Below are 25,544 nucleotides of genomic sequence, written 5' to 3'. Positions count from 1 at the left end.
CGCACCATGGAACCGATCATTCTTTTTGTCATGGTGTTGGTGCTGCTGTTTTTAGGCGTGCCCATTGCCGTATCTTTGGGGCTTTCCAGCCTCTTTATCATCGCGTTTTTTTCCAACGATTCCATGTCGTCTGTGGCATTGCAATTGTTCACCGCGTCACAGAATTACACCCTGCTGGCGATTCCGTTTTTCATTTTGGCCTCTTCGTTCATGTCCACGGGCGGGGTCGCAAAGCGCATCATTCGCTTTGCCATCGCCACCGTCGGCCATTTTCGCGGTGGTCTTGCGATGGCCAGCGTTTTGGCCTGCATGCTGTTTGCCGCCCTTTCAGGCTCGTCGCCAGCGACCGTGGTTGCCATCGGCTCTATCGCCATCGCGGGCATGCGTCAGGTGGGCTACAGCAAGGAATTTTCCGCGGGCATCATCGCCAACGCCGGCACTCTGGGCATCTTGATTCCGCCCTCCATCGTCATGGTGGTGTATTCGGCAGCGACCGACGTTTCGGTTGGACGGATGTTTTTGGCCGGGGTTATCCCCGGGGCCGTCGCAGGCTTGATGCTGATGATCGCGATTTACGTGATGGCGCGCGTTAAAAATCTTCCCGCCGGGGAATGGCTTGGATTTTCCGAGTTTCTCGCCGGGGGCAAAGAGGCCGGGTGGGGACTGTTTCTCATCATCATCATCATCGGCGGCATTTATGGGGGCGTGTTTACGCCCACCGAAGCGGCAGCTGTCGCAGCGGTTTATGCCTGCGGTATCGCCCTTTTTGTCTATCGTGACATGGGGCCGCTGAAGGGAATGACTTGGGTTCCCGCAAACGCCCCCAACACGGTTCGGGTCGGCTTCATGGCGTCCGTTTATGCGGTGTCGTTTTATTTTGTGTGGCTCATTTTGTCGTTCTTCCTGATGCAAGATACGCCGATTGAATCGCGTGCCCTGGTTGGGCTCGTTCCCGTTGCCGTGATCTTGTTCGGCTATCCCTTCAAGAAAGGTTTTTCCAACCCGTTCTTGTTTGTGTCGGGCCTGCCGGTGTGGGGACGCAATCTGACTTTGATCACGCTGCGATTTTTCCCGGCCCTGGTCCATGAAGACACCCGCAAGGTCTTGGTGGATTCGTCCAAAACCATCGTCATGCTCATGTTTATCATCGTCAACGCGCTGCTGTTTGCGCATGTGCTGACGTCTGAACGCATTCCCCAAATCATCACCGACTGGATGGTGGGTGTCGGCTTCAATTGGTTCACGTTCTTGCTGGCGGTGAACTTGCTGTTGTTGCTGGGCGGTCAGTTCATGGAGCCGTCGGGTTTGCTGCTGATTGTTGCCCCGGTGGTGTTCCCCATCGGCATGACCTTGGGAGTCGATCCCATTCATCTCGGCATCATCATGGTGGTGAATATGGAAATCGGCATGATCACCCCGCCCATTGGCCTGAACTTGTTCGTAACGTCCGGCATTACCGGCATGAGCCTTGTTCAGGTGGTGAAAGCGGCGCTGCCGTTCGTGGCGGTGTTGTTCTTGTTTCTGATCCTCGTCACCTATGTGCCGATCATGTCCACGTGGCTCCCTTACACCTTGATGGGGCCTGAATTGACGACACGCTGACCCAGAGCGGACCACCCCTTCGAGGGTTTCACAACTTCTTTGCCAAGACTTTTCTTCGCCTCCCCCCTGAAGATCGTTTTGGTAGCGTGAAATTCTCATTAAAAAGCCCCCAAGAATGGGGGCTTTTTGATGTCTGCTGTGGGCCGCTGCTGAAAGTCGTGCCGCCCCGCTTAAAGGATGATTTCCATGCCTTCTTTGGCGGCGAATGCGCCATCCCATTGGGCGTGGGCTTCGGCTTCCATGGCGCGCACAACATCGTCATTGTAATCTGGGGAGTGATGATACATGGCCATCCGCTTGGCCCCCGCCAATTGACACAACCGCACCCCTTCGTTCCACGTCGAATGCCCCCAACCCACTTTTTCAGGCAAGTCTTGTTCGGTGTAGGTACAATCGTATATGACCAAATCCGCGCCCCGCATCATCTCCACCAGACCTTCATCGGTTTTGCCGGGGGTATGCTCCGTGTCGGTGGCGTAGACCAGGACCTTCCCGTCTGCTTCGATGCGATAGCACGAGCACCCTGAAGGGTGCGTGAGCATGTAGGTTTTGACGTGCACGCCTTCGAACAGATCAAACACGTCCCCGGCGTGAAAACCGATGCATTCCAGATCTGACGGCAGATGTTCATACTGCACGGGATGTAAATTTTCCGACAATTGGCGACGGATCAAATCTTCGACCGTCAGCTCACCGTAATTCAAGGCGGCATAAATCTTGACGGTATGACCCGGAATGTAAATCGGTTTGAAATAATTGAAGCCGTTGGTGTGGTCGCTGTGAAAATGGCTCATCAACAAGTCAATATTGCGCACACCGCGCTTTAACAGATTGTTGCCCAGCCACGGCAAGCCCGTCCCAGCATCCAAAATGATGGTGCGACCCGCAATTTCCAGCTCGATACACGATGTGTTCCCGCCATATTCGAGAAAATCTGCGTAAGCGCACGAAACGCTGCCGCGAACTCCCCAAAATTTAATGCGCACTTTTGTCTCCAATTTGCATGAGGTGGCACCCCCGAATGCCGTTTTACACTAGTCTTTTGCGGATTGTTTCTCAACACTCAAACGCACAAACATGCATTTCATTTTGCTGAATAATCATACTTAATTTGCCACGCCACAATGTGTTTGAGCGCAACACCCCGCATCCCTCCATTCACGGCCGATTTGGCTATGCCCCGTAGGTTTTCTCCTATTTTGATCCGAGTTTTTAGTGCAGTTGCGCGCGATGGCTTGTCGCGGAAGAGCTAGGCTCGCGTCATTTTTTGAGCGTTTTTCTTTTTAAAGTGGTCTTTTGACCGGAGCCGACGCCAAAAAGCTTTTCCAGAAAAGTCCGTTTGGGCGGCTTTTTCAGCTTTGGCTTGGTGCTGTGCTCTTGGATAACGGTCTGGGGATTGTGCAGATCTTTGTTGGTGAAGCTGTAAAATATACGAAAGTCACCTTCATCGTTGATCTTGTAATAGGCGATTTTGTGGATCAGCGGATTGCGCTTCACACGGTCTTTGGCATCGCGTTCGGCACTATATTTATCGCCAATCGACTGGCTGTACTCCACCTTGCCGTCTTTGAGGGCCTGACCTTCAAAACAGACGTAAATTTCCACAGCATCGCTCATGACAACCACCCTTCGCCAGCGCAAAATTCAACTGGCACGCCTCGCTTGCGTCTGGCCCCGCTCCCGATCAACACCCATTGTAATCCGTTGTCAGAACAACAAAAGCACAAACAGCAGGCTCAGGGCCGATCCGCTTGCGATCAGGATGCAAATCTTTTCAACAGCTCACGTCTTTTGTCGGCCAAGGGATCATCTTCAACGGATTTGGCAAAAGCGCTTTGGGGGAGCAACTCGCGGGCTTCCGTCACGTCTTCAAGCAGACCGTCTTCACCCATCGCCAAGACACGGGCATCGTGGGTCACAAACACAAACTGAGCAGCACGCATTGCAGATCTCCTTTTGGTGCGATCCGCGGGTCGCTCGATTGGCCTGCGGACCTAGGGTGAACGTCCTTTAGTATAGGCCCATTGCTTTGAGATTACACGCTTTTTTATGGGTCAAATGCACGCTATATATTGTTTATACCATAGCTCTGTTACACGATGTTGACACACCCGCCCCCATCACCCCTCTTCACACCCGCAGCGCCTGCAAAGCCGCCAAATTCACGCCTTCATAACTGTTCCATTGCGCCAAGCATCCGGAAAAATCTTGGTCTTGGGTATAATCGTTGGTCACCACCAAACACGGCACGCCTGCACGCTGGCAGGCCACCAAGCCGTTGCGGCTGTCTTCCAAGGCCAGTGTTTCGTCTGCTGCCAAGCCGAGCTCTTTCAAAACCCACTCATAAACATCCGGTTCCGGCTTCAACACTGGCACTTTGCCACCGTCGCCAATACAGGCAAACCAGTCCAGGCTGTCCGCTCCCAAGTTCACCTTGAGCAAGGTTTCCACGTTGACCGGCGTGGTGGTGGTGGCGATAGCGATGGTCATCCCCCGGGTCCGACATTCGGTGATCAGCGCTTCGATACCGGGACGCAGAGGCACCTGACCATTTTCCAAGCGGCGAATGAAAAAATCGGTTTTGCTTTTGTGCAGGGACAAAATCAAGTCGTCGATATCGTCTTGGTCTAAAAATGTTGGATGATTCTCTTGCAAGTAAAAGCGGATGCGCTGTTTGCCCCCCGTGACCGAAAGCAAATGCTTGTACAACATCCGGTCCCAATGCCAATCATAGCCTGCTTTGGAAAAGGCATCGTTGAAAGCCTCACGGTGGGCGTCTTCGGTATCGGCCAAGGTGCCATCGACATCAAAAATCAGAGCTTTTATCTTCATCGCTTTTCCCGTTCAGAACTTGCCATCATCGTGTGGATTGCGTCATCGCTTTGCTTTTCGCCATGACGCACAAGTAGCGGGGAGGCTAAAGTTTATGTAGGAGCTCAGGGATTGATTGGCAAGTGGCATTGGCCCTATTCACCAATGATGTGCAGGACCACCGTGCGCTGGTGATCACGGGCTCGATGCTCAACCAAAAACACCCCCTGCCAGGTGCCCAGAACCGGCTTTCCTGCGACCACCGGAATGGACAGGGAGACATCGGTGAGCGCTGAGCGAATGTGCGCGGGCATATCGTCTGCGCCTTCGTTGGTGTGGGTGTACAGCGATGCATCTTCCGGCACCAATTTTTTAAAAAACGTTCCTATATCGTGAAGAACGTCCGGATCGGCATTTTCCTGGATGGTCAAGCTGGCCGAGGTGTGGCGGCAAAACACCGTCAGCAGACCGTCTTCGATGCCCGTATCCAAAAGCCACGCGCGGATGTCTTTGGTGAGTTCAAAAAAACCCTGGCGGTTGGTGTGTACAGACAGGCTGGTCGAAAATTGCCGCATGTTTTTCCTTTTCTCTTAAATCAACCGTATCGATGCTCATCCGTACCGATGCAAGGTACGACCAAAAGCGTTCAGCCACGCCCGTGCGTCTTCCAATCGTCCCAGTGAATCATCCGTCAAGGTCGCGGCCAAGGCCCAAAATCCGGCCCCGTGATTGCGGTGCACCAGATGAGCAACTTCGTGGGCGACCACATAATCCAGCACATGTTCCGGGGCCAACACCAATCGCCAGCTGAAATTCAGGGCGCCGTTCGCGCCGCAAGACCCCCACCTGGATCGGGTATCGCGAATGGAAATTCGGCTGATGTGGCGCTCAACCTGGAGCGCTTTTTCGTGGGCGCGCTGGCTGATGGTGCTGCGCGCCTGGGCCTTCAGCCAGTCGGTCAGGCGGCGGTTGAGATGCTCGATGCGCCCAGAAACCAAAATCTCACCGTCGATCCGCTGCACACCGCGCCCATGCGGCACATGGCGCACCACATGGGGCTCACCCAAATAGGGAACGGCCGAGCCATCCCCAAACGCCACCGAAGGGGGCGCTTTGGCCATTTGCCGTTTGATCCAATCGGATTTGCGCTGGGCCATCTCCAAGCCTTCTGCAAAACTGGAGTGTTTGGGAATGGTCACCACCGCACCGGAACCGTGCTCATCCAAGCGCAATATGAGCCGTCGCGCCTGGGCATGGCGGCGCACCACCACCTGAACGGCCTCGCCATCAATTTTAAGGGTATGCAGAGATTGGGTTTTGCGCAAAGCCCCGCCGTCCTCAGATCCAAAGCCATATAAATAAGCTTATTTATATAGAGTTATTTTTATGGCCTTATAAAAACCAACTTATTCAGGCCACTCCACAATATGGTCTTCCAGGTCTTCGATGTCGATGGCGGAAATGCAGCGTCCTTCGACGGACATGCCGGCCGCTTTGACGCTGTTGGCGTCGCCCGTCACCAGGGGATGCCAATCGGGCAAAGGTCTGCCTTCCGCCAACAATCGATACGCACACGTGGACGGCATCCAGCGCAGTTCGGCTACATTTTTTGGAGTGAGCGCAACACAGTCAGGCATGAATCGTTTGCGTTCAAAATAGTGCGCGCAGCGACACGTCTCCATGTCCAAAAGACCGCACGCCACATTGGTGTAGCTGATTTCACCCGTGTCGATGTCTTCAAGTTTTTCCAGGCAACACCGACCGCAGCCGTCGCAGAGCGATTCCCACTCAACCGGCGTCATGTCTTGCAGGCGCTTTTCGCGCCAAAACGCCCCGTCTTGTTGGGGGTTATTCGGCCGAAGCGGCAATGTTGGTTGCGTCGTTGGTTTTGGACTTGGATTTAGGGGCACTGTTCACCGCACCATGGGTTTTGATAAATTCCGCCAATTGCGGCTGGATGATACCACGCCATTTGCGTCCGTTGAATATACCATAATGACCGACATCTTTTTGTACGATTTGGTGGCGCATGGATTCGGGGATATCGGGACAGATGGTGTGTGCCGCCGCCGTCTGACCGACGCCGGAAATGTCGTCCAATTCGCCTTCGACGGTCATCAAGGCGACGTCTTTGATGTCGGCGGGGTTGACTTTTTCACCGTGAAACATCAGCTCGCCCTTGGGCAAAGCATGGTCGTGAAACACCGCTTGAATGGTTTCCAGGAAATATTCCGCAGGCAAATCCATCACCGACATATACTCGTCGTAAAATTTACGATGCTGAACCGCGCCGTCGCCGTCGCCTTTGCACAGGTGCCAAAAATGATCGACATGTGCGTTCATGTGGCGGTCGATGTTCATGCCCAAGAAGCTCTGCAACTGCAAAAACCCGGGATAAACTTGACGGCCAACGCCGGGATAGACCATCGGCACACGATGGATCGAATGACTTTTGAACCAATTGATGTCGTGTTCTTTGGCAAAATCGTTCACCGCCGTCGGACAAGCGCGGGTGTCGACCGGACCGCCCATCAACGTCATGGTGGAGGGAAGAACGGCCTTTTCACCCTTGGCGGCGCGCGCCGAAAGGACAGCCACTGCCGCCAAAACGGGCACCGACGGCTGACACACGGCCACGACATGGCAATCGGACCCCAAAAGATCGATGTAGCGGATCATCAGTTCGATGTAATCGTTGAGATGAAACGCACCGTCATGCAGGGGAACGTCGCGGGCATCGGTCCAGTCGGTGATGTAGACATCGTGTTCGGGCAACATCGCCTCAACGGTGCCCCGCAACAGCGTCGCATAGTGACCCGATAAGGGGGCTGCCAACAGCACTTTCGGCTGCCCGCTGACGCCTTCCTTTTTGAAATGCAGCAAATTGCAAAACGGCGTTTCATCGGCCACGACTTCACGGACCTGAACGACTTCGGCCTTGGTCCCCTTTGCGGTGGTCAGCTTGACGGTACCAAAATCGAAAGTCGGCTTGTCGTAACGTCGCGTCAGCCGTTCCGCAACTTCCAACCCTGCCGCCATGGGGCGGGCATAGGCCGTGTGCTGAAACGGAGTCAAAGCGGTGCGCGACGCCTTAAGCCAAGCCCGATAAGGACTCAAAGCCATGTGCTGCAATTCGTGAATATGATAGAGCATATTGGTTTTTTACTTCCTCAATCAAACCCGGTTCGAATTTGATATTTGTCCAAGAGTACCTGATTTTGTGGCTCATCACACCATTATTTTGCAGTGCACCCAAAATAAATGCTGCACTGCACAATACAATTTCCCGCAGCAGCCTTCAATTTACACCTAAATTCAGGACTTTACTTCACGGTCAATGAGATGCACGAAGGAGCCGAATACATTCTTGTGCGCCAAGCCCATCCGCCCGATTTTACCGCCATCGGCGTCTTTGGCTTCAAATAAGTGCTCTCCCGGGCCTTCATTGGTGAGGGTGGCGTAGTGAAATTCGTGGCCCCGACAGCTTTCGTGGATTCGCCCCAAGGGCGTTTCGGCGATAAGCACCAAACGGCGATAGCCCAAGTGCAGTTTGCGCGTCTCAAAAGACGTGCCCAAGGGCAACAGCCCCGCCATGGCGTGGGTGGTGCCATCGGCGTCCTGCATGCCACGGCCCAAAACCATGTAACCGCCGCACTCGCCATAAACGACGGCGCCGCGCTTGGCGGCATCTCTTAGACCTTGCATAAAACGATCAGCACTGGCCAGGCGATAGGCGTGCAATTCCGGATAACCTCCGGGCAAATAGACGGCATCCGCGTCGGCATCCGGAGTCTGGTCGTCCAATGGAGAAAAAAAGCTGATCGAAGCTCCTTGATTGCGCCAGCCCTGCAAAACCATTGGATAGGCAAAGGCAAACGCTTCATCACGGGCCACCGCAATGTTTTGCCCCAGGGGGGGGAGCGGTTTCATCTCCCCTTGGACCGACCAATCGCGGGCCAGGGCGCGCAAGGCGGGGATGTCCACGTAGCGGCCCATCACGTTGCCTGCATGAGCCATCAATCCCGCCAGGGACGGATGCTCTACCGCTTGAATCAAACCCAGATGGCGTGACGGCAATTCCAGCCCCGGTTCCATCGGAATCATGCCGAGTACGGGAATGTGGGGGGCGGCTTCGGCCATGGCTTCGCGGATCACCCGCTGATGGCGTTCACTTCCGACCCGATTGAAAATCACGCCGGCAATGCGCACGTTGTCGCGAAAGGTGTCAAAACCCTTGACCAATGCCGCCGCCGAAGCCCCCTGTGCGCGACTATCGACCACCAACACGATCGGCCAGCCAGACGTTTCGGCAATATCAGCCGTCGAGCCTTCGTGCAAGGTGGCACCGTCAAACAAACCCATAACGCCTTCACAAATGACCAATTCGGTGTCTTTGCCCGCAAAGACCGCCGCCGACGTCAGGGTTTGGCTGCGCATCGCCCAGCCATCAATGTTCAGGCAATCGCGCCCCGTGGCTTGGGCATGAAAAGCCGGATCAATATAATCAGGACCCGATTTCAGGGATGCCACGCGCACGCCGATGGCTTTGAGATGAGCCAAGATCCCCAACGTCACCACGGTTTTGCCGCTCCCCGACGACGGTGCGGCAATGATCAGGCCCTTAACCAGCTTTTGTTTGATGTTCTCTGCGGGCATGCAAGGTGCTCCTAGAGGATCTCAGCCAAGCGTTTTGCCATCACATCGGCCTTGGTGCCGTGACTGAAATGCGCGACGTATTTTCCGTCCGGCCCCATCAGATAGGTGATGGAACTGTGGTCCATTGTATAGGCGTCGCCCTTATCTTCACCACTCACCTTGGCGAAGTAAGCTTTATAAGCCCGCGCCACCGCTTTGGTTTGTTCCGGCGTGCCCGAGAGGCCCACCAACTTGTTGTGAAAGTGCGGTACAAAATCGGCCAAAGCGGCAGAGGTATCGCGCTCCGGGTCGATGGAAATGAAGATCGGCACAACTTTATCCAGCTCTGCCGGGCTCAACTGATCCAAGGCGTCGGACATGATGCTGAGCGACGTCGGACACACATCAGGGCAATACGTATAGCCAAAGTAAATCAGCATATACTTGCCGCTGAAATCCGCATCCGTGACCACTTTGCCCGTTTGATCGGTCAGGGTGAACGGGCCACCAATGCTGACCGTTCCAACGCTGGCAGAACCCGATTCGGGATCGCCCAATAAATAAAAACGGCCGACCGTCGCGACGACGACAAATATCAATGCGGCGACGGCGATTAATGCAATGCGTTTCATAATATATCCCTGACGTGTCTCTGCTATTCATTTTACGGCGCCAACAATACGAGCCATAGCCCTCTATCGCAAGGGTCAAGCGGGCGCACCAGTCTAGCGTTGCCCGAGCCCATCTCCAAGATTACAGTAACCCATGATGAAAAATCCGTCCCAAGAGCCTTCTCCTTCCGGGCGAAAGCCCACCGAACGTCCTTTGCGCAAAGGGTGGACGACGGGCGCATGCGCGGCGGCTTCTGCGGCGGCGGCGTATCGCGCCCTTTTGACCCGACACTTCGACACCTCTGTTACCATTCGTTTGCCACGGGGCGAAACGCCAACATTTCATCTGCACACCCACGTTTTGGCCGACGATTTTGCCCGTGCCGGCATTATCAAGGATGCCGGAGACGACCCCGATGTGACCCATGGCCTGGAAGTTATCGCCGAAGTGCGTTTGGGCGCAGCGGGCACAGGCCTTCAATTTTTTGCCGGAGACGGCGTGGGTACGGTCACCCTTGAGGGGCTGCCACTACCCCCCGGTGAGCCCGCCATCAACCCCGGACCCCGCCAGCAAATCGCCGATGCCCTGGTGAGTGTGGCCCTGGGCGTTCAACGCCGTGACGATGTCACGTTGAGCGCCCCCCTCCCCGACGTGGAAGTCACCCTTTCCATTCCCGGTGGCCTTGAGGCTTCCAAAAAAACCATGAACAGCCGCTTGGGCATCATTGGCGGCCTTTCGGTTCTGGGCACCACCGGAATTGTGGTGCCGTTTTCGTGTTCCAGCTGGATTCATTCCATTCATCGCGGCATTGACGTGGCCCGCGCCCAAAACTTCACCCACGTGTTGGCGTCGACAGGGCGCACCTCCGAACAAGCTGCCAATGCCCTGTTGGCCCTGCCCGAAGAAGCGCTCATCGATATGGGCGATTTTGCCGGGGGGCTGCTCAAGTACGTGCGCTCACATCCCATAGAACGTCTCACCATTGCCGGCGGTTTTGCGAAAATCGCCAAACTGGCCCAAGGGGCGATGGATTTGCATTCTGCCCGTTCCCAAATTGATTTTGCGCGTTTATCGGCTTTGCTCAAATCCGTTGGCGGCTCACCCGAAGCGGTTCACGAGTCCCGCACCGCCATCACGGCGCAGCGGGTTTTGGAGCTGGCCGGCGATCGGTCCGATTTGTTGGCCGCCATCATCGCCCGCCAAGCCCGCGAAGTGGCCTTGGCGACTTTGGCCGGGGGCACAGACGTTGAGGTGTGGATTTATGACCGCAAGGGCCAGCGCATCGGTCTCATCCAAGCCCCCGAAATGTCGTCATGAGCGCCCCCATTCTCATTCTCGGTGGCACTGCCGAGGCCGTCCAATTGGCCGCAGCCCTGTCTGAACAACGCCCGGATTTGGATGTGACCATCGCCCTTTCCGGGGTCACCGATAAGCCCACTGAGCTGCCGTATCGGGTACGCATCGGCTCTTTTGGTGGGGCTGAGGGTTTGGCTGAATTTCTCCGCCACCAAGGTATCTTGGCCGTCATTGATGCCACCCATCCCTTCGCTACCCAAATAACCCGCAATGCCGCTTGGGCCTGTCTGGCAGCCAGCGTTCCGTGTCTGCATCTGGATCGTCCCTCGTGGAGCTTACCCGAAGATACTGATGTGGTGTTTGTGCCCGATGCCGAAGAGGCCGCCCGGCTGGTGGCGCGCACCTCTAGCGCAGCGTTTATCACCATCGGACGCAAACACTTGGAGGCTTTTAACGGTCTTGCAAATGTTCATTTGCTGGTGCGTTTGCTGGCCCCATCGGTCCCCTCAGAGGCTCTTGAAAACGCTACGTTCGTTTATGGCCGTCCGCCCTTTGCTGTGGAGGACGAAGTGGCCCTGATGCGGGGGCACAAGATCGACACCTTGGTCAGCAAAGCCAGCGGCGGCGACGCCACCCGCAGCAAAATCGATGCCGCCGCACAGGTTGGCGCGCGCATCGTGCTGATCCGCCGCCCGCCGCCGACGGACGGCGAACGGGCGCACTCCGTCGCCGCAGCGGTGCAGTGGCTGAACGACCATATCGCCATAAAATAAGATTATGAAATAACGTTTATTTCTTTGCGCTTAAATTATGCATGAATTACAAAGACTTCGATTCGCGCAAGACGTGGCTGTGTGCGGCGTTGTAGAGCTTGCTGTCGGTGAACGCTTCCGCTCCCAACACCCGACCAACCAAAATCAGGGCAGTACGGGTGAAGCCCGCTTCCTTCACTTTGGGACGGATATCGGCCAAGGTGCCCGTCACCACCGCCTCGTCCGGCCAGCTGGCGCGATAGACCACCGCAACCGGACAGTCTGCGCCATAATAGGGGCTGAGCTGCTTGATCACCGGGCCTAAGTTGTTGACCGAAAGATGCACCGCCAGAGTCGCGCCGGTTTTGGCGAAGTTTTCCAGGGTTTCGCCTTCGGGCATGGAGCTGGCGCGCACCGAAGTGCGGGTCAAAACGATGGACTGGCTGATATCGGGCAGGGTCAATTCCCGTTTCAACAGCGCGGCGGCGGCGGCGAATGCAGGCACGCCGGGCGTTACGTCGTAATCGATGCCCAAGGCGTCCAAGCGGCGCATTTGTTCCGCGATGGCCCCATAAATGGATGGATCACCGGAATGCACCCGCGCCACATCTTGGCCGTTGGCGTGGGCGGCTTGCATTTCGTCGATGATTTCATCCAAATGCAGGGGGGCGGTGTCGATGACGCGGGCGTTTGCACTGGCTTGGTCCACAATTTCGCGGGGCACCAGAGACCCGGCGTACAACACCACCGGACAGCTTTTGATCAAGTTGAGGGCTCGCACCGTAATCAAATCCGGTGCGCCGGGTCCGGCACCGATAAAGTGGACAGTCATCGGCTATTGGCCTCCAAAAATATTTCTAAAAAAGCGCCCCATGGCACTTTGCGGCTCCGCCCCGGTATTGACGGAATTTTGCGGACCCGGATCGGGCAAAAGGAACTGTCCAGAGGTTGACCCCGGCGTCGTTGAGGAACGACCGTTTAGCACACCCAATATGGTGTCGAGAATTACGCCCGTAGCCCGGTCAATCAGGACCACATCGTTTCCGACCTCCACCACGTCTTGGTTTTCAACGCGACGAGGAAGCTTAGAACGCAAGTCATCGGGTAAATCGCGCTTGGCCAAACCCGGCGGCAGACGGCCATTTTTGTCATACTGCTTTTGCAAGCCCGGCGGTAAAGAGCTGCGCTTGGCCAAGCCCGGAGGCAGACCCTTGTCCTGACCTTTACTTTTATGCTTGTCCTTGTCTTTACCCTTGCCGTTTTTCTGTTCGTCTTTGTCCTCATCGTCTTGATCGTCTTCGCCATCGCGCGACGATTTTACCGCCCATTTCGGCATACCGGTTCTTGCGTCAATATCTTCTAATTTGACGCCGTAATGTTCGCTGATGATGCGCCGTTCAATGTCTCTGAACACAGAATCGCGGATCACCTCAGACGTGCTTTGTGCCCATCCGGTTGAGGAAAAACACAAGACCGCCAATCCTGTCGCGATGGCTTTTCGTGAGATCATAGATCAAATTATCCTTTAAGGGACGCGCTTTGCGCCGTTTAAATTCGTATCCATCTTGCCCCCATAACCGCGCGGCGTATACACCCAGCGATTTTGCCCGCGCTCAATCAAGCGCGTGTCCTCGCCGCCAACCATCACCAGCGTCAGCATATCGGCATGGTCCGGAGTCAATTCCGCCAAGGTGATCACGTCGATTTTTTCGTCCGCGCGACCCAATTGACGGGCCAACACCACGGGCGTGTCGGGACGGCGATGGGTGAGCAAGATATCGCGGGCCTGGGCCAGTTGGGTGCGCCGTCGCTTCGACACCGGGTTGTAAAACGAAACCACAAAGCCGCCTTGGGCCGCCGCTTTCAAGCGCCGTTCGATGACGTCCCAAGGCGTCAGCAGATCGGACAGGGAAATCAGGCAGAAATCATGGCCAACCGGGGCACCGATGCGCGCCGCAGCGGCCTGAAAGGCACTGATGCCGGGTTCAACTTGGATATAAAGCCTGTTCCAGTCCTCTCGGTTTTCCCGATCCAGCAATTCAAACACCAACGTCGCCATGGCATAAATGCCAATATCGCCGGAACTGATCAACGCCACGTCTTTGCCTTCGGCCGCCAACTCCAACGCCTGGCGCACGCGGGCTTCTTCTTCCGACAAAATCGACGTATGGCGGGTTTTGCCCTTGATCAGGTCTTCAATCAAATCCAGGTAAAAGCCGTAGCCCACCACATCGCTGACTTGGCTGATCAAGTTGGTGACTTTCGGGGTGCGCCAAGCGTCGGTTCCCGGTCCAATGCCCAAAACAAACAACCGACCCCGACCTTTTCCGACGCTCAACGGCTTCACCCCTTGGGGGTTGAGACCCACAGCGCAGGTGGCGCGACGAGATTTGTGCTTGGCCACCAACAGCGTTCCGCCCGCGCTCGCCGCCAGCGCCGCGCCCTCTGCCACCCCATGACAACCGACTTCCGCGAACACAATGTCGGATGGATTTTGCAGATGAGGGGCGAAATTTTCCAACTCAGTTGGGGTGAAAAAGCGTGCCGGAACGCCCAAATTCTGCGCCAAATCCAAGATCGCCGCTTCATCGGATTTCACATCGATGGAGGCCACACAGGCGATTGAATTTTTAGATATATTTTCTTGCACCAAAGTAGCATTAACAAGTTGAGCCAATTCCGCACCATCGCAACCCCGTTCACAGCCCACACCCAGGGTCAAGGTGGGCGGGTTCAGCACCAAAGAGGCGTCAGACGTGAGAGACGAGTGGGTGACGCGCACACCAACCGGAGCGCCGGAGGTAAATCCGGCAGGTTCGAGCCAACTTATATCACCACTGTCGGCTTCAAGGCCCACTTCATCTCCGTTCAACAACGCCGCCGCAACGTCTTTGGCGCGTTCGGGGTTCGCCACGGTCCAGCCAAAAGGTGGCTCATCGAGCGCCACACCCAGGCTTACATCGCCCGCCGTGGTGATGGCGGCAAAGCCAAAACTGGCTTCAGCGATGGCTTGGGCCAAACGATTGGCGCCTCTGTGTCCACCCAACAGCGGCACGGCAAACGCACCGTCCGAAGAAACGGCGACCACCGGCGGCTCGAGACGCTTTTCCACGAGAAGTGGCGCCAACGTGCGCAAAACGATGCCCGTCGACATAACCGCCACCATGGGCGTGCCCTGGCGGTACAAATCACGCAAGGTTTCTGCCGTATCCGCATAAAGCCGATCAACGTCAGCCGCCGCGATGCGCCCTTCACGGCCCCACAGGCTGGCGCCGGGCAAGGCTTGTTTAAGGTCTTTTGCCGTTTGCAAACCTGCCGCGTTCAAGCACAACACCACCGCGCCCGCCGCGACGTTGTCGAGGACGTCGATGCGACGCGCCGGGGACAGCACCATGGAAAAGTAGCTGGTTTTGCCTTCAACGGTGCTGAATTTTGCGGTTTTCTGCTCTGGCGTGCTGGCTTTTTCGACCCATTCGGCATCTGTCAAGCGCCCCGTCGCCGCCAGAACCCGCTTAACCTTGCCGGCGTGGCGTCCAATTTTCATCAGCGCGATGCTGGCGTGGCGATCGCGCAGGCGCGCCGCAAGCGCGCCCGCAGGCAGGGTTGCGGGCAACACGTGGAAAGTTTCATCGCCGCGGGTCAAAGCCAAGTTCACAGCCGCGCTACACGCTTGCAACGACGTCACTCCGGGCACAATTTCAACGGCGTAATCTTCGATCAGGCGCTCTTGCACGTATTGGAACGAACCGTAAAACAAGCTGTCGCCTTCACATAAAAAGACAACGTCATGACCTTGTTCCAATTCGCCGCGAAATTCAGGCATGGCGGCGTCATAACACCGTTGACGATCCGCATTGGACGCATCCATGGGCACGGGCACCGAAAGGATGTGCACATCGGCGCGCAAGAACGGTTTGGCGATTCCTAAAGCGATGCCAGCTTTACCCTCGGCGTGCATGTGTGCCACCACTGAGGCGTTTTCCACCACTTGGCGGGCGCGCACCGTCATTAAGTCGGGCGCACCGGGCCCCATGCCGACGCCGATCAATTTGCCCGGCGCCAAGTCCTCTTTGCTTCTCTTCATGCTTTTGTTTCCAAAGGCTTAATGGCACAGTACTGGGTCACCGTGCGCATATTTTCGAATAAGGTTATATCTTTATTTTTATTTTCATTACGAGCGATGGATATCTGAATAAGCTCACCGCCATGAACTTGTTTCATTTTAAGCAGTTCGGCAGCGCCTTCGGCGGTCACGGCGTTTGCCACCAATCTCCCGCCGGGTTGTATGCGATTCCAGGCCTTTATCAGCAACCCAGGCACGCCCACACCGCCGCCGACAAACACAGCATCAGGGGCACCAGCGAGGGACACAAGCGCATCCTGAGCATCTGCACAGTCAATTTTCAAGCGCGGCACACCCAAGGAGTTGGCGTTGCGCGCAATACACGCGGCCCGATCCCCATCGCGCTCGATGGCGATGGCGGTGCACGATCTGTCCGTGCGCATCCACTCAATGGCAATGGACCCGGCCCCCGCACCCACGTCCCACAGCACTTCACCCGGCAACGGGGCCAAGCGCGCCAAAGTGACAGCGCGGACTTCACGCTTGGTGATTTGGCCGTCGTGTTCAAATACATCGTCGGGCAAGCCTGCCAGACGCGAAAGGGGCTTGGCGTTGGGCCCGCCAACGCAGTCCAGAGCGATAATATTGAGATGCGCCCTTGTTTCGTTTGGCCAGCTTTCCGCCACCCCGTCATGGCGCGCTTCGTCCGCGCCGCCCAACTGTTCCAAAACGGTTATGCGGGTGGGGCCAAAACCTTTGCTGGTCAGCAACTCAGCCACTTCGCTAGGGCTATCACCGTCGCGCGACAGCACAATCAGGCGAGCACCCGGCGTCACATGAAGGCTTAAATTTTCCAGTGCCCGCCCGTGAATGGTCACCACTTGAACATCGGGGATTGACCAGCCCATGCGCGCGCAAGCCAAACTGACGGAACCGGGCGCCGGTAGCACAAACACGTTTTCCGCGCCAAAACGCCGGATCAACGTTGCGCCCACACCAAAATAAAGCGGATCGCCGGATGCCAGCACAACGATGCGCTTGTCCGCCAGATCGGCCATTTTATCCAAGGTGGCCTCAAAGCCCAAGGACCAATCGAAGCGTTCGGCCTGAACATCGGGGGCTTTGGCCAAATGGCGTTCGCCGCCGACCAAAACTTCGGCTCCATCCACCAAAGTCTTAGCCGTGGGCGTCAGCCCCATGAGGCCATCGTCGCCGATGCCGATTACGGTGATGAGCATTTATGGATTCTCCCCCAACGCAATGGCGTTTACCGCCCCGGCCGCCACGGCACTACCGCCCAGACGGCCCACCATGGTGATGACGGGAACATCCAAAGCACTTTCAAACAAAGCCTGCTTGCTTTCCGCAGCGCCCACGAAGCCCACCGGAAAGCCCAAGATGGCGGCGGGTTTGGGTGCGCCGTCCAAAACCATTTCCAGCAGCCGAAATAGCGCCGTTGGGGCGTTGCCGAACACGCACACGGCACCGCCCGGATGGGCCAAATGCGTGGCCCAGCGTTCCACCGCGATGGCCGAACGGGTTTCACCACGGGCTTTGGCTTCTTCGGCCACCCCGTCGTCATCCAAAGCGCAAATCACGGCGTTATTTGCGGGCAAAAACCGCCGCGTGATGCCGCGCGCCACCATGTGGGCATCGACCAAAATGGGCGCGCCCGCCTGCAAGGCTTCGCGGGTGCGTTCGGCGGCTTCATCGCTAAAGCGCAAATGATCGGCGGCCTCAAGAAGCGCGGTCGCATGCACCACCCGTTCCGCCACCGCCCGCATCAAGCCCGGCAGATGACCGAGCTCCGCTTCGGCGCGAATACGCACAAAGCTTTCGCGGGAAATGGCATTGGGGTCGTGGATGTAATCAAACCGCGAAGACGACATACCTTAAGCCTCCGCATCTCCGTGAGCATGCCCGTGAGCGTGTCCGTGAGCGTGTTCGTGACCATGATCGTGGCTGTGACTATGACCGTGCGCATGATTGTGATGATGCCCGTGCCCATGATGCACACCTCGGTCCTGGGCATTGTCTTCGGTGCCGATGCCTTGAACATGGTGATGATGGCCGACTTGCGCCGCCCCTTGGTCGTGCTCATGGCCGATGATCTGTTCCCGGTACTTGCACAACTGGCAATTCATCGCCCCGGTGCCGTTCAACGCGTCTTGCATACGGCCCAAAAAGGCGTCGATGACTTTGGGATGATCGTTCAGGTACGAGGCCTTGATGATTTCAACGCCCGGATTCGCAGCCCCGGCGGCATCGGCCCAATCGTAGATACGTGTCACCAAAATGCCCGAAAACAAAAAGTACGGAAACACCACGATGCGCTTGAAACCCATTTTGGTGACTCGTTGCAAAGCTTGATCCACCAACGGAAAAGCAACCCCGGAATAGGCCGTTTCCGCCCAGCCGACCTGTAAGCCTTCCCACAACATGCGGGTGACTTTGGCGACGTTGGAATTGGCATCCGAATCGTTGGTGCCGCGTCCGACCACCAACAATAAGGTGTCTGCCATCGCCACGCCGTCTCCGGCCGCCTCCAGGGCTTCTTCAATACGCTGCTTGGCGGCTTCCAAAAGCCCCGGATCAATGCCCAAGTCAGGGGCATAAATCATCTCCAGACCCCCATTTGCATCGGCATTTTCGGCGGCGTAATTGTTCACTTCCGACGGCAAATCGTTTTTCACGTGGCCCGCAGCAAACAACATGCCCGGCAAGCAAACAATTTTTTTAGCCCCCGCGTCGCGCAGTTTATCCAGTCCGGTGCGGATGATCGGCGTGGCAAATTCCAAAAAGCCGCTTTCCACATGGTGCTCGGGCAGGCGTTCTTGGATGCGCACGGCCAATTGATTGAATTCTTCGACGGCACCTTTGTCGCGGGAGCCGTGGCCGCAAATCATAATAGACGGAAGAGAGGAGGACATAGGGGGAGTTTCCTTACGCTGGTCATGGCCTTCGTGCGTTTAAAAAACGGTGCAGGTGGTCATCGCCTCCGTCTGCCGGGTCCGTTTTTGATGAACCGTGTTTATAAGCCTTTGCGCCGCAGTGCACAATTTTAATTCTTCTCTCATCTCCCAGACGCTAAACTGCCGCCATGTTTATCTTTGGCGCCGCCAACGCAAACGCCGCGTTCGACCCCTTTATCTTGCTGATTCTGGCTTTGGTGCTGGATGCGGCCCTGGGCGGTATGGGTCCGGTGTTTAAGATTTTGCCCCACCCGGTGGTGCTCATCGGACGGGTCATTGGCTGGTTTGATCGCAAGTTGAACCGCGCCCATCGGGGCCAGATGGACCGCGCGCTCAGGGGTGCCCTCACGGTTATCTCGATGGTCGTGCTCGCAGGCAGCGTCGGATGGGCGGTGCAGTGGCTGACCTTTCACCACGATTTTGGCTGGGCGGTGGAATTGTTTTTGTTGATTGCGCTTCTGGCCCAGCGTGAACTCTACACCGCGGTGCGCCGGGTCTATTTGGCGCTCAACGGTGAAGGCGTCGAAAGTGGACGCACCGCGGTTTCGCAAATCGTTGGCCGGGACCCGTCAAAGTTGGACGAGCCCGGTGTTTGCCGCGCCGCCATTGAAAGTTTGGCGGAAAATTTCTCCGACGGGGTGGTGGCTCCAGTGTTTTGGTACGTGCTGTTCGGGTTTCCGGGCTTGCTGGTTTACAAAACGGTCAACACCCTCGATTCCATGATTGGCTACAAAAACGACAAATACCGGGCCTTTGGCTTTACCGCGGCGAAGTTGGACGATGTGTTGAATTTGGTCCCGGCGCGCTTGGCGGGGCTGATTTTCACCATTGCCGCCGCCTTTGCCCCCCACGGCAAGCCGCTGAAGGCTTTTGGCGTGATGTGGCGCGATGCGTCGAAACACAATTCGCCCAACGCCGGATGGCCAGAAGCCGCCATGGCCGGGGCCTTGGGCCTCAAACTGGCAGGGCCGCGGGTTTATCCGCACCACACCGCCGACGCGCCGTGGATGGGGGGCGGCACGCCAAATGCCAGCGCACAAGACATCGACCGGGCGCTTTATCTGTATATGGTCGCGTGTTTGGTCAATGCTTTGATGGTGGCGGTGGTGGCGCTGTTTCGCTTTGGTATCGGCACTTAACTAAAGCAAGCTATCCAATAGTGCGCGGGTGGAATTCAGCCGTGATGTCCACAGCCCCCGATCTTGGGCTTCGATAAGCCGTGCGGCCATGTCGCGCAACGCATCTGGGTTGTTGGCGCGTAAAAAATCTTGCACGGTTTCATCGTCCAGATAGGCCTGGAACACGGCGTCAAAATGGTGATCCTTGACGCAATGTGCGGTCGCCGCAAACGACACCAAATAATCCACCGTCGCGGCCATCTCAAACGCGCCCTTGTAACCGTGGCGCATCACCCCGGCGATCCATTTTGGATTGACCACGCGGGCACGCACCACGCGGCCGATTTCGTCTTCCAAGGTGCGGGCCTTGGGGATGTCGGGGCGCGACGTGTCCACGTGCCAGGTGGCGGGCTGATGGCCCGAAAGCACCCGCACGGCGGCGGTGATGCCGCCTTCAAACTGATAATAGTCGTCCGAATCCAACAAGTCGTGCTCACGATTGTCTTGATTTTGCACCACCGCTTGAACCGCTTTCAGGCGCGTTTCGAACAGACCGTGACGGGCTTCGCCTTCGGCCCCCGCGCCATAGGCATAACCGCCCCACGCCACGTAAGCCTTAGCCAAGTCGGCATCGGTCTGCCAGCCCTTTTCGTCCATCAACGCTTGCAAGCCTGCGCCGTAGGCCCCCGGCATGGAGCCAAAGACGCGAAAGCCCGCCCGGCGGGAGGCTTCCGAGCTTTCTACACCGCTTGCTATGAGTTCATCAATTTCTGCTGTTACCTTGGCTGCTAAGGGGTTCTGCGCCGCGTTTTCATCCAACTGAGCGACGGCGCGCACGGCGCTGTCGAACAGGTCAATCAGGCCCGGAAAGGCATCGCGGAAAAAGCCCGATATGCGCAGTGTCACGTCAACGCGGGGGCGCCCCAAAACGTCGATGGGCATGACTTCAAAACCTGTGACCCGGCGTGACGACGCATCCCATGTGGGGCGCACCCCCATCAAAGCCAGGGCTTGGGCAATGTCGTCGCCGCCGGTGCGCATGTTGGACGTACCCCAGGCCGTCACCGCCATGGTTTTCGGCCATTCGCCATGGGCTTGCAGATGTGCGTCCAGCACCAATCCCGCCGACTTCCAGCCCAGGGTCCACGCCGCCGGGGTGGGCACCGCGCGGGTATCGACACTGTAAAAATTGCGCCCGGTGGGCAGCACGTCGGGGCGTCCACGGGTGGGTGCGCCGGACGGGCCCGGCTCAACAAATCGTCCTTCAAGGCCGCGTACGATGCCTTGGATTTCCGCTTCGCCGCAGGCTTCGACGGCGGGGCGAATGCGGGTTTCGATCTCCGTCATGACGGCTGTCGTGCGGGTCCATTCTGGCCCGCAGAGGGTGTCGCCCTTCACCAGCGCCAAGGCCAGACTTTCCAACCGCTCAACCGTGTCGCCAGCGGTCCGCCACGGCTCATGCATACCTTGCAATGCTTTTGGTTTCGGCCCGGCCCAAGGCTCAGCCATGTTGCAATCCAGCGGATCAAAATTGAGGGCCAAATCTTCGGCCAAGGCGCGTATGAGCGACGCGTCTTTGGGGTTGGTGCCCCGCGACACCCGCACCAACGCCACCAACAGGGCATCCAACAAGTCGGCCTGGGGCGCGTTGCCAAAAATGTGCAGCCCGTCGCGAATTTGCATTTCTTTCAATTCGCACAAATAAGCGTCCAAGGTCGCCAAACGTTCGTCTTCGGACGCGTCTTCGACCATGCCCGCGTCTTGGGCCAATCCGGTGACGTGACAGAGTTCCAAAATATCGCGTTTCAGCACCTTGGTGCGACGCGGATCTGTCCCCGACGCTTCGAAGTATTCATCCACCAACTGCTCCAAATGACGCAGCGGGCCATAACTTTCGGCGCGCGCCAAGGGCGGCGTTAAGTGATCGATGATAACCGCTTGGGCGCGGCGCTTGGCCTGGGTGCCTTCGCCGGGATCGTTGACGATAAACGGATAAAGATGCGCCATGGGCCCCAAGGCGGCCTCGCTGAAACAGTCCGAACTCAGCGCCACGGCCTTGCCCGGCAGCCATTCCAAATTGCCGTGTTTGCCAAAGTGCACGATCACGTCTGTATCAAATTCATCGCGCAGCCAGGCGTAAAACGCCAAATATCCATGCGGCGGCACCAAGTCCGGGTCGTGATAGGTCTTTTGCGGATCGATGTTGTAGCCGCGTGCGGGCTGCAAACCGATGGCAACTTCGCCGCACAGGAACACCGAAATGGCGAAGCTTCCATCACCGCGCATGAACGGGTCCGTTTCGGGAGTGCCCCATTGTTTGATGACCCGGTCCTGCACTGTTTCCGGCAAAGACTCAAAGTAACCTTGGTAGGCTTCAAGGCTCAGCGTCACTTCGGCGGCTTCAATGTTGGCGGCCTTGTGGGCATTGGTCGGCCCGGCCTTGAGGCGTTCAATCAGCGCGTTGCCATCCGAAGGGATATCATCCACATCAAATCCAGCCTTTTGCATCGCATGCAATGTGTTGATGATGCCCGCGGGCGTATCGAGCCCCACACCGTTCCCTAAGCGGGCGTCCTTGTTGGGGTAATTGGCCAACACGATGGCGACCCGCTTAAAATCATTGTCTTGGGTGCGCAGCCACGCCCAGCGCTTCGCCAGTTGGGCGACAAAGTGCACCCGGTCCGCTATCGGCTTATAACGCACCAAGTCGCATTGGGTGGCGTCATCGCGTTCGGATAAATCTTTAAACGAAATGGCGCGGCTGATGATGCGGCCATCGACTTCGGGCAGGGCCACGTTCATGGCGATGTCGCGCGGCCCCAGACCCCAGGCGTTGTCCGTCCAAGTCTGGGCATGGCCGCCCGACAAAATCACTTGCAACACGGTCACATCATATGCATCCCACGGGGCGGAAACCCGCGAAGATCCGGGGCTGCTGGCGGAAAACCCGGTGGTGTTGAGCACGCAACCGAGGCGCAAAACATCACCGTCGTCAGACTCCTTCAACAGCTGGCTGACGGTGGCTTGGCTGACCGGGTCTTTGAGACTGGCCACATAAATGGGCAATGGGTTGAGACCCGCGAATTGCAGTTCGTCAAATAAATCGTCGATCACGGCTAGGTTTGAGCTGAGAAACAGGGCGCGATAAAAAATCACCGGAACGATGGGCAGGCCTTCCCGCCACAAGTTGTATTTGATATCGGACACCGCTGCACCGGGTTGGCCCGGCCAATAGAGCCCCGCCGGAAGCACGGGACAGGGCTCAACACAGTCCACTGCATAGCCGACTATTTTTGCTGTGCAATCGATGAACCCACGGGCATTGTCCGGCCCGCCCAGCACCAAGTATTGCCACAGACGGTGAGTGTCTTGGGCATTCAGCGTGCACAGCCCGGCCAGTTCCGCATCAGGTTGATCGTCACCGGGCAAGATGGCGACGGGAATGTGGGCGCTCTGACACGCCGCCACCACTTCATCGATGCCATAAGGCCAATAGCCGCGCCCGCCCAGCACCCGCACCACCACCAACTTGGCGTGACGGACAATGGAGTCCACATACAAATCCACCGACATGTTGTGGCCCAGATGCAGCATGTTGGCGAGACGCAGGGTCGGGAAATCCTTTTCGCCCCCGTTCGCTTCAACGGCCTGACGCCGAGCCAGCGCCAGCGCCGAAATCTCCGTATCGGCGGCCGAAATCACCAAGATGTCGCCGGGCAGCTGGCCCAGGTCTACGGCTTCAGAACCGTCCTGAACGCTTCCCGGTTGGGCCGCAAGAAGATGCATCAGGCGGCACTTTCAACCGCAAGGGCTTGGATAATCGCGGCGCGGTCCAGCCCGGTTTGGCCGATCACCACCAAGCGCCCCTGACGGTCTTCGCCAGCACGCCAAGCGCGGTCAAAATAGCGGGTAAAGCGCGTACCCACGCCCTGCACCACGTGGCGCATGGGTTTGCCGAGGACTTCGACAAAGCCCTTGATGCGCAAAACATTGTGGGTTTCGACCAGATGAATCAGCTGGGCTTCCAATTGCGCCGGATCAGTTTGCACGGAGACTTCAACGACAAAGCTTTCGAAATCATCGTGGTCGTGGTCCTCGCCTTCCAATTCGTGATGCGAGGGACGGGCGTCCAAATCGTCTTCCGCGCCCGCGCCCAGACCCAGCAGCACGTTTACGCCGACGTTGCCGTGGGACGTCGCCACCACATGCACACCGGGGCGCAGTTGCGCCATCAGCTCGGTTGTGAGGCGCGCCACTTCGGCCTCTCCAATCAAATCGGCTTTGTTCAGCAACACCATGTCGGCGCACAGCAGTTGATCGGTGAAGACTTCTTCCAGGGGGTTTTCGTGATCCAGATTGTCGTCGGCTTGGCGTTGGGCTTCGATGGCGGGCAGGTTTTCGGCAAATTGACCGCTGGCAAGCCCCGGCCCGTCGACCACCGCCACCACCCCGTCCACGGTCACGCGGGTTTTGATTTCCGGCCAATTGAAAGCGCGGATCAAGGGCTTGGGCAAGGCCAAGCCCGACGTCTCAATGACGATGTGATCGGGCGGCGTGGCACGGTTCACCAGGGCTTCGATGACGGGCAGAAAATCGTCCGCCACGGTGCAACAAATGCACCCATTGGCCAGTTCCACCACATCGTTTTCATCACAGCCTTCAATGCCGCAACCGTTGACGATTTGACGGTCGATGCCCAAGTCGCCAAATTCGTTGATGATCAGTGCGATGCGCTTGCCGCCCGCGTGTTCCAACATATGGCGGATCAAGGTGGTTTTGCCCGCACCTAAAAATCCGGTGATGACGGTGGCGGGAATCTTGGTCAAGGTGGGCGCAGAAGACATGAGGAGGAGGTGTCCTTTAAGCGTTGTTTTTAAGCGTTTGAGGCAATCCGGCGACAACCAGCACAACCCGGTCGGCTTCGGCCGCTGTTATTTGGTTCACAATGCCCAGCGCGTCAACAAAAGATCGCGCTAAAGCGTTCATGGGGATCACGCCCAAGCCCACTTCTTCGCTGACCACAATCACCGGGGCCGGATGGGCATGCATGGCCCGCGCAATGGCCTCAATTTCCACCACCGGGGCACGGCCTTTGTGCAACATATTGGAAACCCACATGCCGAGACTATCGATCACCACCGGTTTATCGGCGTAAAGTTTGCGTGCCCGGTCCAGGGCGTGGGCCAAATCAAGCTGCTCTTCAACCGTCACCCAGCCTTCGCCGCGCCGCTCTTGATGGGCCGTAATGCGCTCCATCATTTCGTCATCCGTGGCATGCCCGGTGGCCATATACACGGCCCCGCCTTGCAGTAGATTTTCCGCAAAGGCGCTTTTGCCCGAACGCTGTCCGCCCAAAACCAAGGTTAAGGGCGGCAAAATGTGTGTGGAATCGACCATGCGCCATCCTATCAAATCATATTCAAACCAACCACCCGCCAATGACCGCCGCGTTTGACCCGCAAGCGATCAGTCACGTAGTCCAAGCGCGTCAGGGAAGTGTTTTTGACATCCAGCGCCAAGGCCTTTTCGGCGGACAGCCCCAGAGCCAGCGCAACGGCGGCGCGAATGGAACCCGCGTGCGCCACGCACACAATGTCTTGCCCGCCAAGTTCTTGTGTCAACGCATCCAGCCGCACACCGACGCGGGTGCAGACATCGGCAAAACATTCACTGGCGTGTTCCG

The 25,544-nt window shown here is 57.3% G+C and carries 24 protein-coding genes; 4 read left to right on the top strand and 20 right to left on the bottom strand.

What is annotated here, in order from left to right; translation table 11 throughout:
• The first annotated feature begins 6 nt into the window (after positions 1–6).
• Positions 7–1,602 (top strand): TRAP transporter large permease, encoded by a 1,596-nt coding sequence (locus tag BEN30_RS18965; RefSeq protein WP_069957569.1) that lies wholly within the window; start codon positions 7–9, stop codon positions 1,600–1,602.
• A gap of 170 nt (positions 1,603–1,772) precedes the next feature.
• Here BEN30_RS18965 and BEN30_RS06690 read toward each other — a convergent pair whose 3' ends face one another.
• The 10 genes from BEN30_RS06690 to BEN30_RS06645 form a co-directional block, all read right to left on the bottom strand.
• Positions 1,773–2,588, bottom strand: a complete 816-nt coding sequence (locus tag BEN30_RS06690; protein WP_069957568.1) for an MBL fold metallo-hydrolase — start codon at positions 2,586–2,588, stop codon at positions 1,773–1,775.
• Positions 2,589–2,862: 274 nt separating this feature from the next.
• Entirely contained in the window at positions 2,863–3,219 is a 357-nt protein-coding gene (locus BEN30_RS06685) for a hypothetical protein (protein ID WP_069957567.1), read from the bottom strand.
• A gap of 140 nt (positions 3,220–3,359) precedes the next feature.
• A complete protein-coding gene (locus BEN30_RS06680; RefSeq protein WP_069957566.1) occupies positions 3,360–3,545 on the bottom strand; it encodes a hypothetical protein in 186 nt (61 codons plus the stop codon).
• 187 nt (positions 3,546–3,732) lie between these two features.
• The gene (locus BEN30_RS06675) at positions 3,733–4,434 is read right to left on the bottom strand and encodes an HAD family hydrolase (protein WP_069957565.1); all 702 of its coding nucleotides are present in this window, start codon (positions 4,432–4,434) and stop codon (positions 3,733–3,735) included.
• Positions 4,435–4,568: 134 nt separating this feature from the next.
• A complete protein-coding gene (locus tag BEN30_RS06670; protein ID WP_069957564.1) occupies positions 4,569–4,988 on the bottom strand; it encodes a secondary thiamine-phosphate synthase enzyme YjbQ in 420 nt (139 codons plus the stop codon).
• A gap of 36 nt (positions 4,989–5,024) precedes the next feature.
• A complete protein-coding gene (locus BEN30_RS06665; protein WP_069957563.1) occupies positions 5,025–5,738 on the bottom strand; it encodes a M48 family metallopeptidase in 714 nt (237 codons plus the stop codon).
• A gap of 81 nt (positions 5,739–5,819) precedes the next feature.
• The gene (locus tag BEN30_RS06660) at positions 5,820–6,323 is read right to left on the bottom strand and encodes a YcgN family cysteine cluster protein (protein ID WP_456085412.1); all 504 of its coding nucleotides are present in this window, start codon (positions 6,321–6,323) and stop codon (positions 5,820–5,822) included.
• Positions 6,262–7,566, bottom strand: coding sequence for a polyhydroxyalkanoate depolymerase (locus BEN30_RS06655; RefSeq protein ID WP_069957561.1), 1,305 nt, complete (start codon positions 7,564–7,566; stop codon positions 6,262–6,264). Before BEN30_RS06655 ends, BEN30_RS06660 begins: the two co-directional genes overlap by 62 nt.
• 162 nt (positions 7,567–7,728) lie before the next feature.
• Positions 7,729–9,069, bottom strand: coding sequence for a cobyrinate a,c-diamide synthase (locus BEN30_RS06650; protein ID WP_069957560.1), 1,341 nt, complete (start codon positions 9,067–9,069; stop codon positions 7,729–7,731).
• A gap of 11 nt (positions 9,070–9,080) precedes the next feature.
• On the bottom strand, positions 9,081–9,680 hold the full coding sequence (locus BEN30_RS06645) for an SCO family protein (protein ID WP_069957559.1): 600 nt from the start codon (positions 9,678–9,680) through the stop codon (positions 9,081–9,083).
• 136 nt (positions 9,681–9,816) lie between these two features.
• Between BEN30_RS06645 and BEN30_RS06640 the strand changes: the two genes are divergently transcribed.
• Positions 9,817–10,977, top strand: a complete 1,161-nt coding sequence (locus BEN30_RS06640) for a cobalt-precorrin-5B (C(1))-methyltransferase (protein ID WP_069957638.1) — start codon at positions 9,817–9,819, stop codon at positions 10,975–10,977.
• Complete coding sequence (locus BEN30_RS06635; RefSeq protein WP_069957558.1) at positions 10,974–11,729, top strand: cobalt-precorrin-6A reductase; 756 nt, start codon at positions 10,974–10,976, stop codon at positions 11,727–11,729. The genes BEN30_RS06640 and BEN30_RS06635 overlap by 4 nt, the downstream gene beginning before the upstream one ends.
• Positions 11,730–11,775: 46 nt before the next feature.
• Here BEN30_RS06635 and cobM read toward each other — a convergent pair whose 3' ends face one another.
• From cobM to BEN30_RS06605, 6 genes are read right to left on the bottom strand one after another with little or no spacing between them, the layout of a single operon-like run.
• Positions 11,776–12,540 (bottom strand): precorrin-4 C(11)-methyltransferase, encoded by a 765-nt coding sequence (gene cobM / locus BEN30_RS06630; protein WP_069957557.1) that lies wholly within the window; start codon positions 12,538–12,540, stop codon positions 11,776–11,778.
• 3 nt (positions 12,541–12,543) lie between these two features.
• Positions 12,544–13,218, bottom strand: a complete 675-nt coding sequence (locus BEN30_RS06625; protein ID WP_069957556.1) for a hypothetical protein — start codon at positions 13,216–13,218, stop codon at positions 12,544–12,546.
• Positions 13,219–13,233: 15 nt separating this feature from the next.
• Positions 13,234–15,792 carry a precorrin-3B C(17)-methyltransferase gene (gene cobJ / locus BEN30_RS06620; protein WP_084005164.1) on the bottom strand — a complete coding sequence of 853 codons (2,559 nt, stop codon included), beginning with the start codon at positions 15,790–15,792 and terminating at the stop codon, positions 13,234–13,236.
• Positions 15,789–17,009 (bottom strand): bifunctional cobalt-precorrin-7 (C(5))-methyltransferase/cobalt-precorrin-6B (C(15))-methyltransferase, encoded by a 1,221-nt coding sequence (locus tag BEN30_RS06615; protein WP_069957555.1) that lies wholly within the window; start codon positions 17,007–17,009, stop codon positions 15,789–15,791. The genes cobJ and BEN30_RS06615 overlap by 4 nt, the downstream gene beginning before the upstream one ends.
• Complete coding sequence (locus tag BEN30_RS06610; protein ID WP_069957554.1) at positions 17,010–17,660, bottom strand: precorrin-8X methylmutase; 651 nt, start codon at positions 17,658–17,660, stop codon at positions 17,010–17,012.
• Positions 17,661–17,663: 3 nt separating this feature from the next.
• A complete protein-coding gene (locus BEN30_RS06605) occupies positions 17,664–18,701 on the bottom strand; it encodes a sirohydrochlorin chelatase (protein ID WP_069957553.1) in 1,038 nt (345 codons plus the stop codon).
• Positions 18,702–18,871: 170 nt separating this feature from the next.
• On the opposite strand from BEN30_RS06605, the gene cbiB reads away from it, so the two are divergent.
• The gene (cbiB, locus tag BEN30_RS06600) at positions 18,872–19,882 is read left to right on the top strand and encodes an adenosylcobinamide-phosphate synthase CbiB (protein ID WP_069957552.1); all 1,011 of its coding nucleotides are present in this window, start codon (positions 18,872–18,874) and stop codon (positions 19,880–19,882) included.
• On the opposite strand, the gene cobN is transcribed toward cbiB, so the two are convergent.
• From cobN to BEN30_RS06580, 4 genes are all read right to left on the bottom strand, one after another.
• Positions 19,883–23,647, bottom strand: a complete 3,765-nt coding sequence (gene cobN / locus BEN30_RS06595) for a cobaltochelatase subunit CobN (protein ID WP_069957551.1) — start codon at positions 23,645–23,647, stop codon at positions 19,883–19,885.
• Positions 23,647–24,705: a cobalamin biosynthesis protein CobW gene (cobW, locus tag BEN30_RS06590; RefSeq protein ID WP_069957550.1), complete on the bottom strand. Its 1,059-nt coding sequence runs from the start codon at positions 24,703–24,705 to the stop codon at positions 23,647–23,649. The genes cobN and cobW overlap by 1 nt, the downstream gene beginning before the upstream one ends.
• 16 nt (positions 24,706–24,721) lie before the next feature.
• Positions 24,722–25,258 carry a bifunctional adenosylcobinamide kinase/adenosylcobinamide-phosphate guanylyltransferase gene (gene cobU, locus BEN30_RS06585; protein WP_069957549.1) on the bottom strand — a complete coding sequence of 179 codons (537 nt, stop codon included), beginning with the start codon at positions 25,256–25,258 and terminating at the stop codon, positions 24,722–24,724.
• 11 nt (positions 25,259–25,269) lie between these two features.
• Positions 25,270–25,544, bottom strand: a 275-nt coding sequence (locus BEN30_RS06580; RefSeq protein WP_139134892.1) for a histidine phosphatase family protein, incomplete at its 5' end; no start/stop codon positions are given.

This window comes from Magnetovibrio blakemorei (genome assembly GCF_001746755.1).
Taxonomy (GTDB): Bacteria; Pseudomonadota; Alphaproteobacteria; order Rhodospirillales; family Magnetovibrionaceae; genus Magnetovibrio; species Magnetovibrio blakemorei.
Note: the sequence above shows the minus strand (reverse complement) of the source record. Positions and strands in the feature narration are given on the sequence as shown.

Coding starts and splice junctions, on each gene's coding strand:
- cobN (WP_069957551.1), bottom strand. CDS start 23,647: ATGCATCTTCTTGCGGCCCAACCGGGAAGCGTTCAGGACGGTTCTGAA.
- BEN30_RS06645 (WP_069957559.1), bottom strand. CDS start 9,680: ATGAAACGCATTGCATTAATCGCCGTCGCCGCATTGATATTTGTCGTC.
- BEN30_RS06625 (WP_069957556.1), bottom strand. CDS start 13,218: ATGATCTCACGAAAAGCCATCGCGACAGGATTGGCGGTCTTGTGTTTT.
- BEN30_RS18965 (WP_069957569.1), top strand. CDS start 7: ATGGAACCGATCATTCTTTTTGTCATGGTGTTGGTGCTGCTGTTTTTA.
- BEN30_RS06685 (WP_069957567.1), bottom strand. CDS start 3,219: ATGAGCGATGCTGTGGAAATTTACGTCTGTTTTGAAGGTCAGGCCCTC.
- BEN30_RS06670 (WP_069957564.1), bottom strand. CDS start 4,988: ATGCGGCAATTTTCGACCAGCCTGTCTGTACACACCAACCGCCAGGGT.
- BEN30_RS06675 (WP_069957565.1), bottom strand. CDS start 4,434: ATGAAGATAAAAGCTCTGATTTTTGATGTCGATGGCACCTTGGCCGAT.
- BEN30_RS06680 (WP_069957566.1), bottom strand. CDS start 3,545: ATGCGTGCTGCTCAGTTTGTGTTTGTGACCCACGATGCCCGTGTCTTG.
- BEN30_RS06615 (WP_069957555.1), bottom strand. CDS start 17,009: ATGCTCATCACCGTAATCGGCATCGGCGACGATGGCCTCATGGGGCTG.
- BEN30_RS06650 (WP_069957560.1), bottom strand. CDS start 9,069: ATGCCCGCAGAGAACATCAAACAAAAGCTGGTTAAGGGCCTGATCATT.
- cobJ (WP_084005164.1), bottom strand. CDS start 15,792: ATGAAGAGAAGCAAAGAGGACTTGGCGCCGGGCAAATTGATCGGCGTC.
- cbiB (WP_069957552.1), top strand. CDS start 18,872: ATGTTTATCTTTGGCGCCGCCAACGCAAACGCCGCGTTCGACCCCTTT.
- cobM (WP_069957557.1), bottom strand. CDS start 12,540: ATGACTGTCCACTTTATCGGTGCCGGACCCGGCGCACCGGATTTGATT.
- BEN30_RS06635 (WP_069957558.1), top strand. CDS start 10,974: ATGAGCGCCCCCATTCTCATTCTCGGTGGCACTGCCGAGGCCGTCCAA.
- BEN30_RS06605 (WP_069957553.1), bottom strand. CDS start 18,701: ATGTCCTCCTCTCTTCCGTCTATTATGATTTGCGGCCACGGCTCCCGC.
- BEN30_RS06640 (WP_069957638.1), top strand. CDS start 9,817: ATGAAAAATCCGTCCCAAGAGCCTTCTCCTTCCGGGCGAAAGCCCACC.
- BEN30_RS06610 (WP_069957554.1), bottom strand. CDS start 17,660: ATGTCGTCTTCGCGGTTTGATTACATCCACGACCCCAATGCCATTTCC.
- BEN30_RS06655 (WP_069957561.1), bottom strand. CDS start 7,566: ATGCTCTATCATATTCACGAATTGCAGCACATGGCTTTGAGTCCTTAT.
- cobW (WP_069957550.1), bottom strand. CDS start 24,705: ATGTCTTCTGCGCCCACCTTGACCAAGATTCCCGCCACCGTCATCACC.
- cobU (WP_069957549.1), bottom strand. CDS start 25,258: ATGGTCGATTCCACACACATTTTGCCGCCCTTAACCTTGGTTTTGGGC.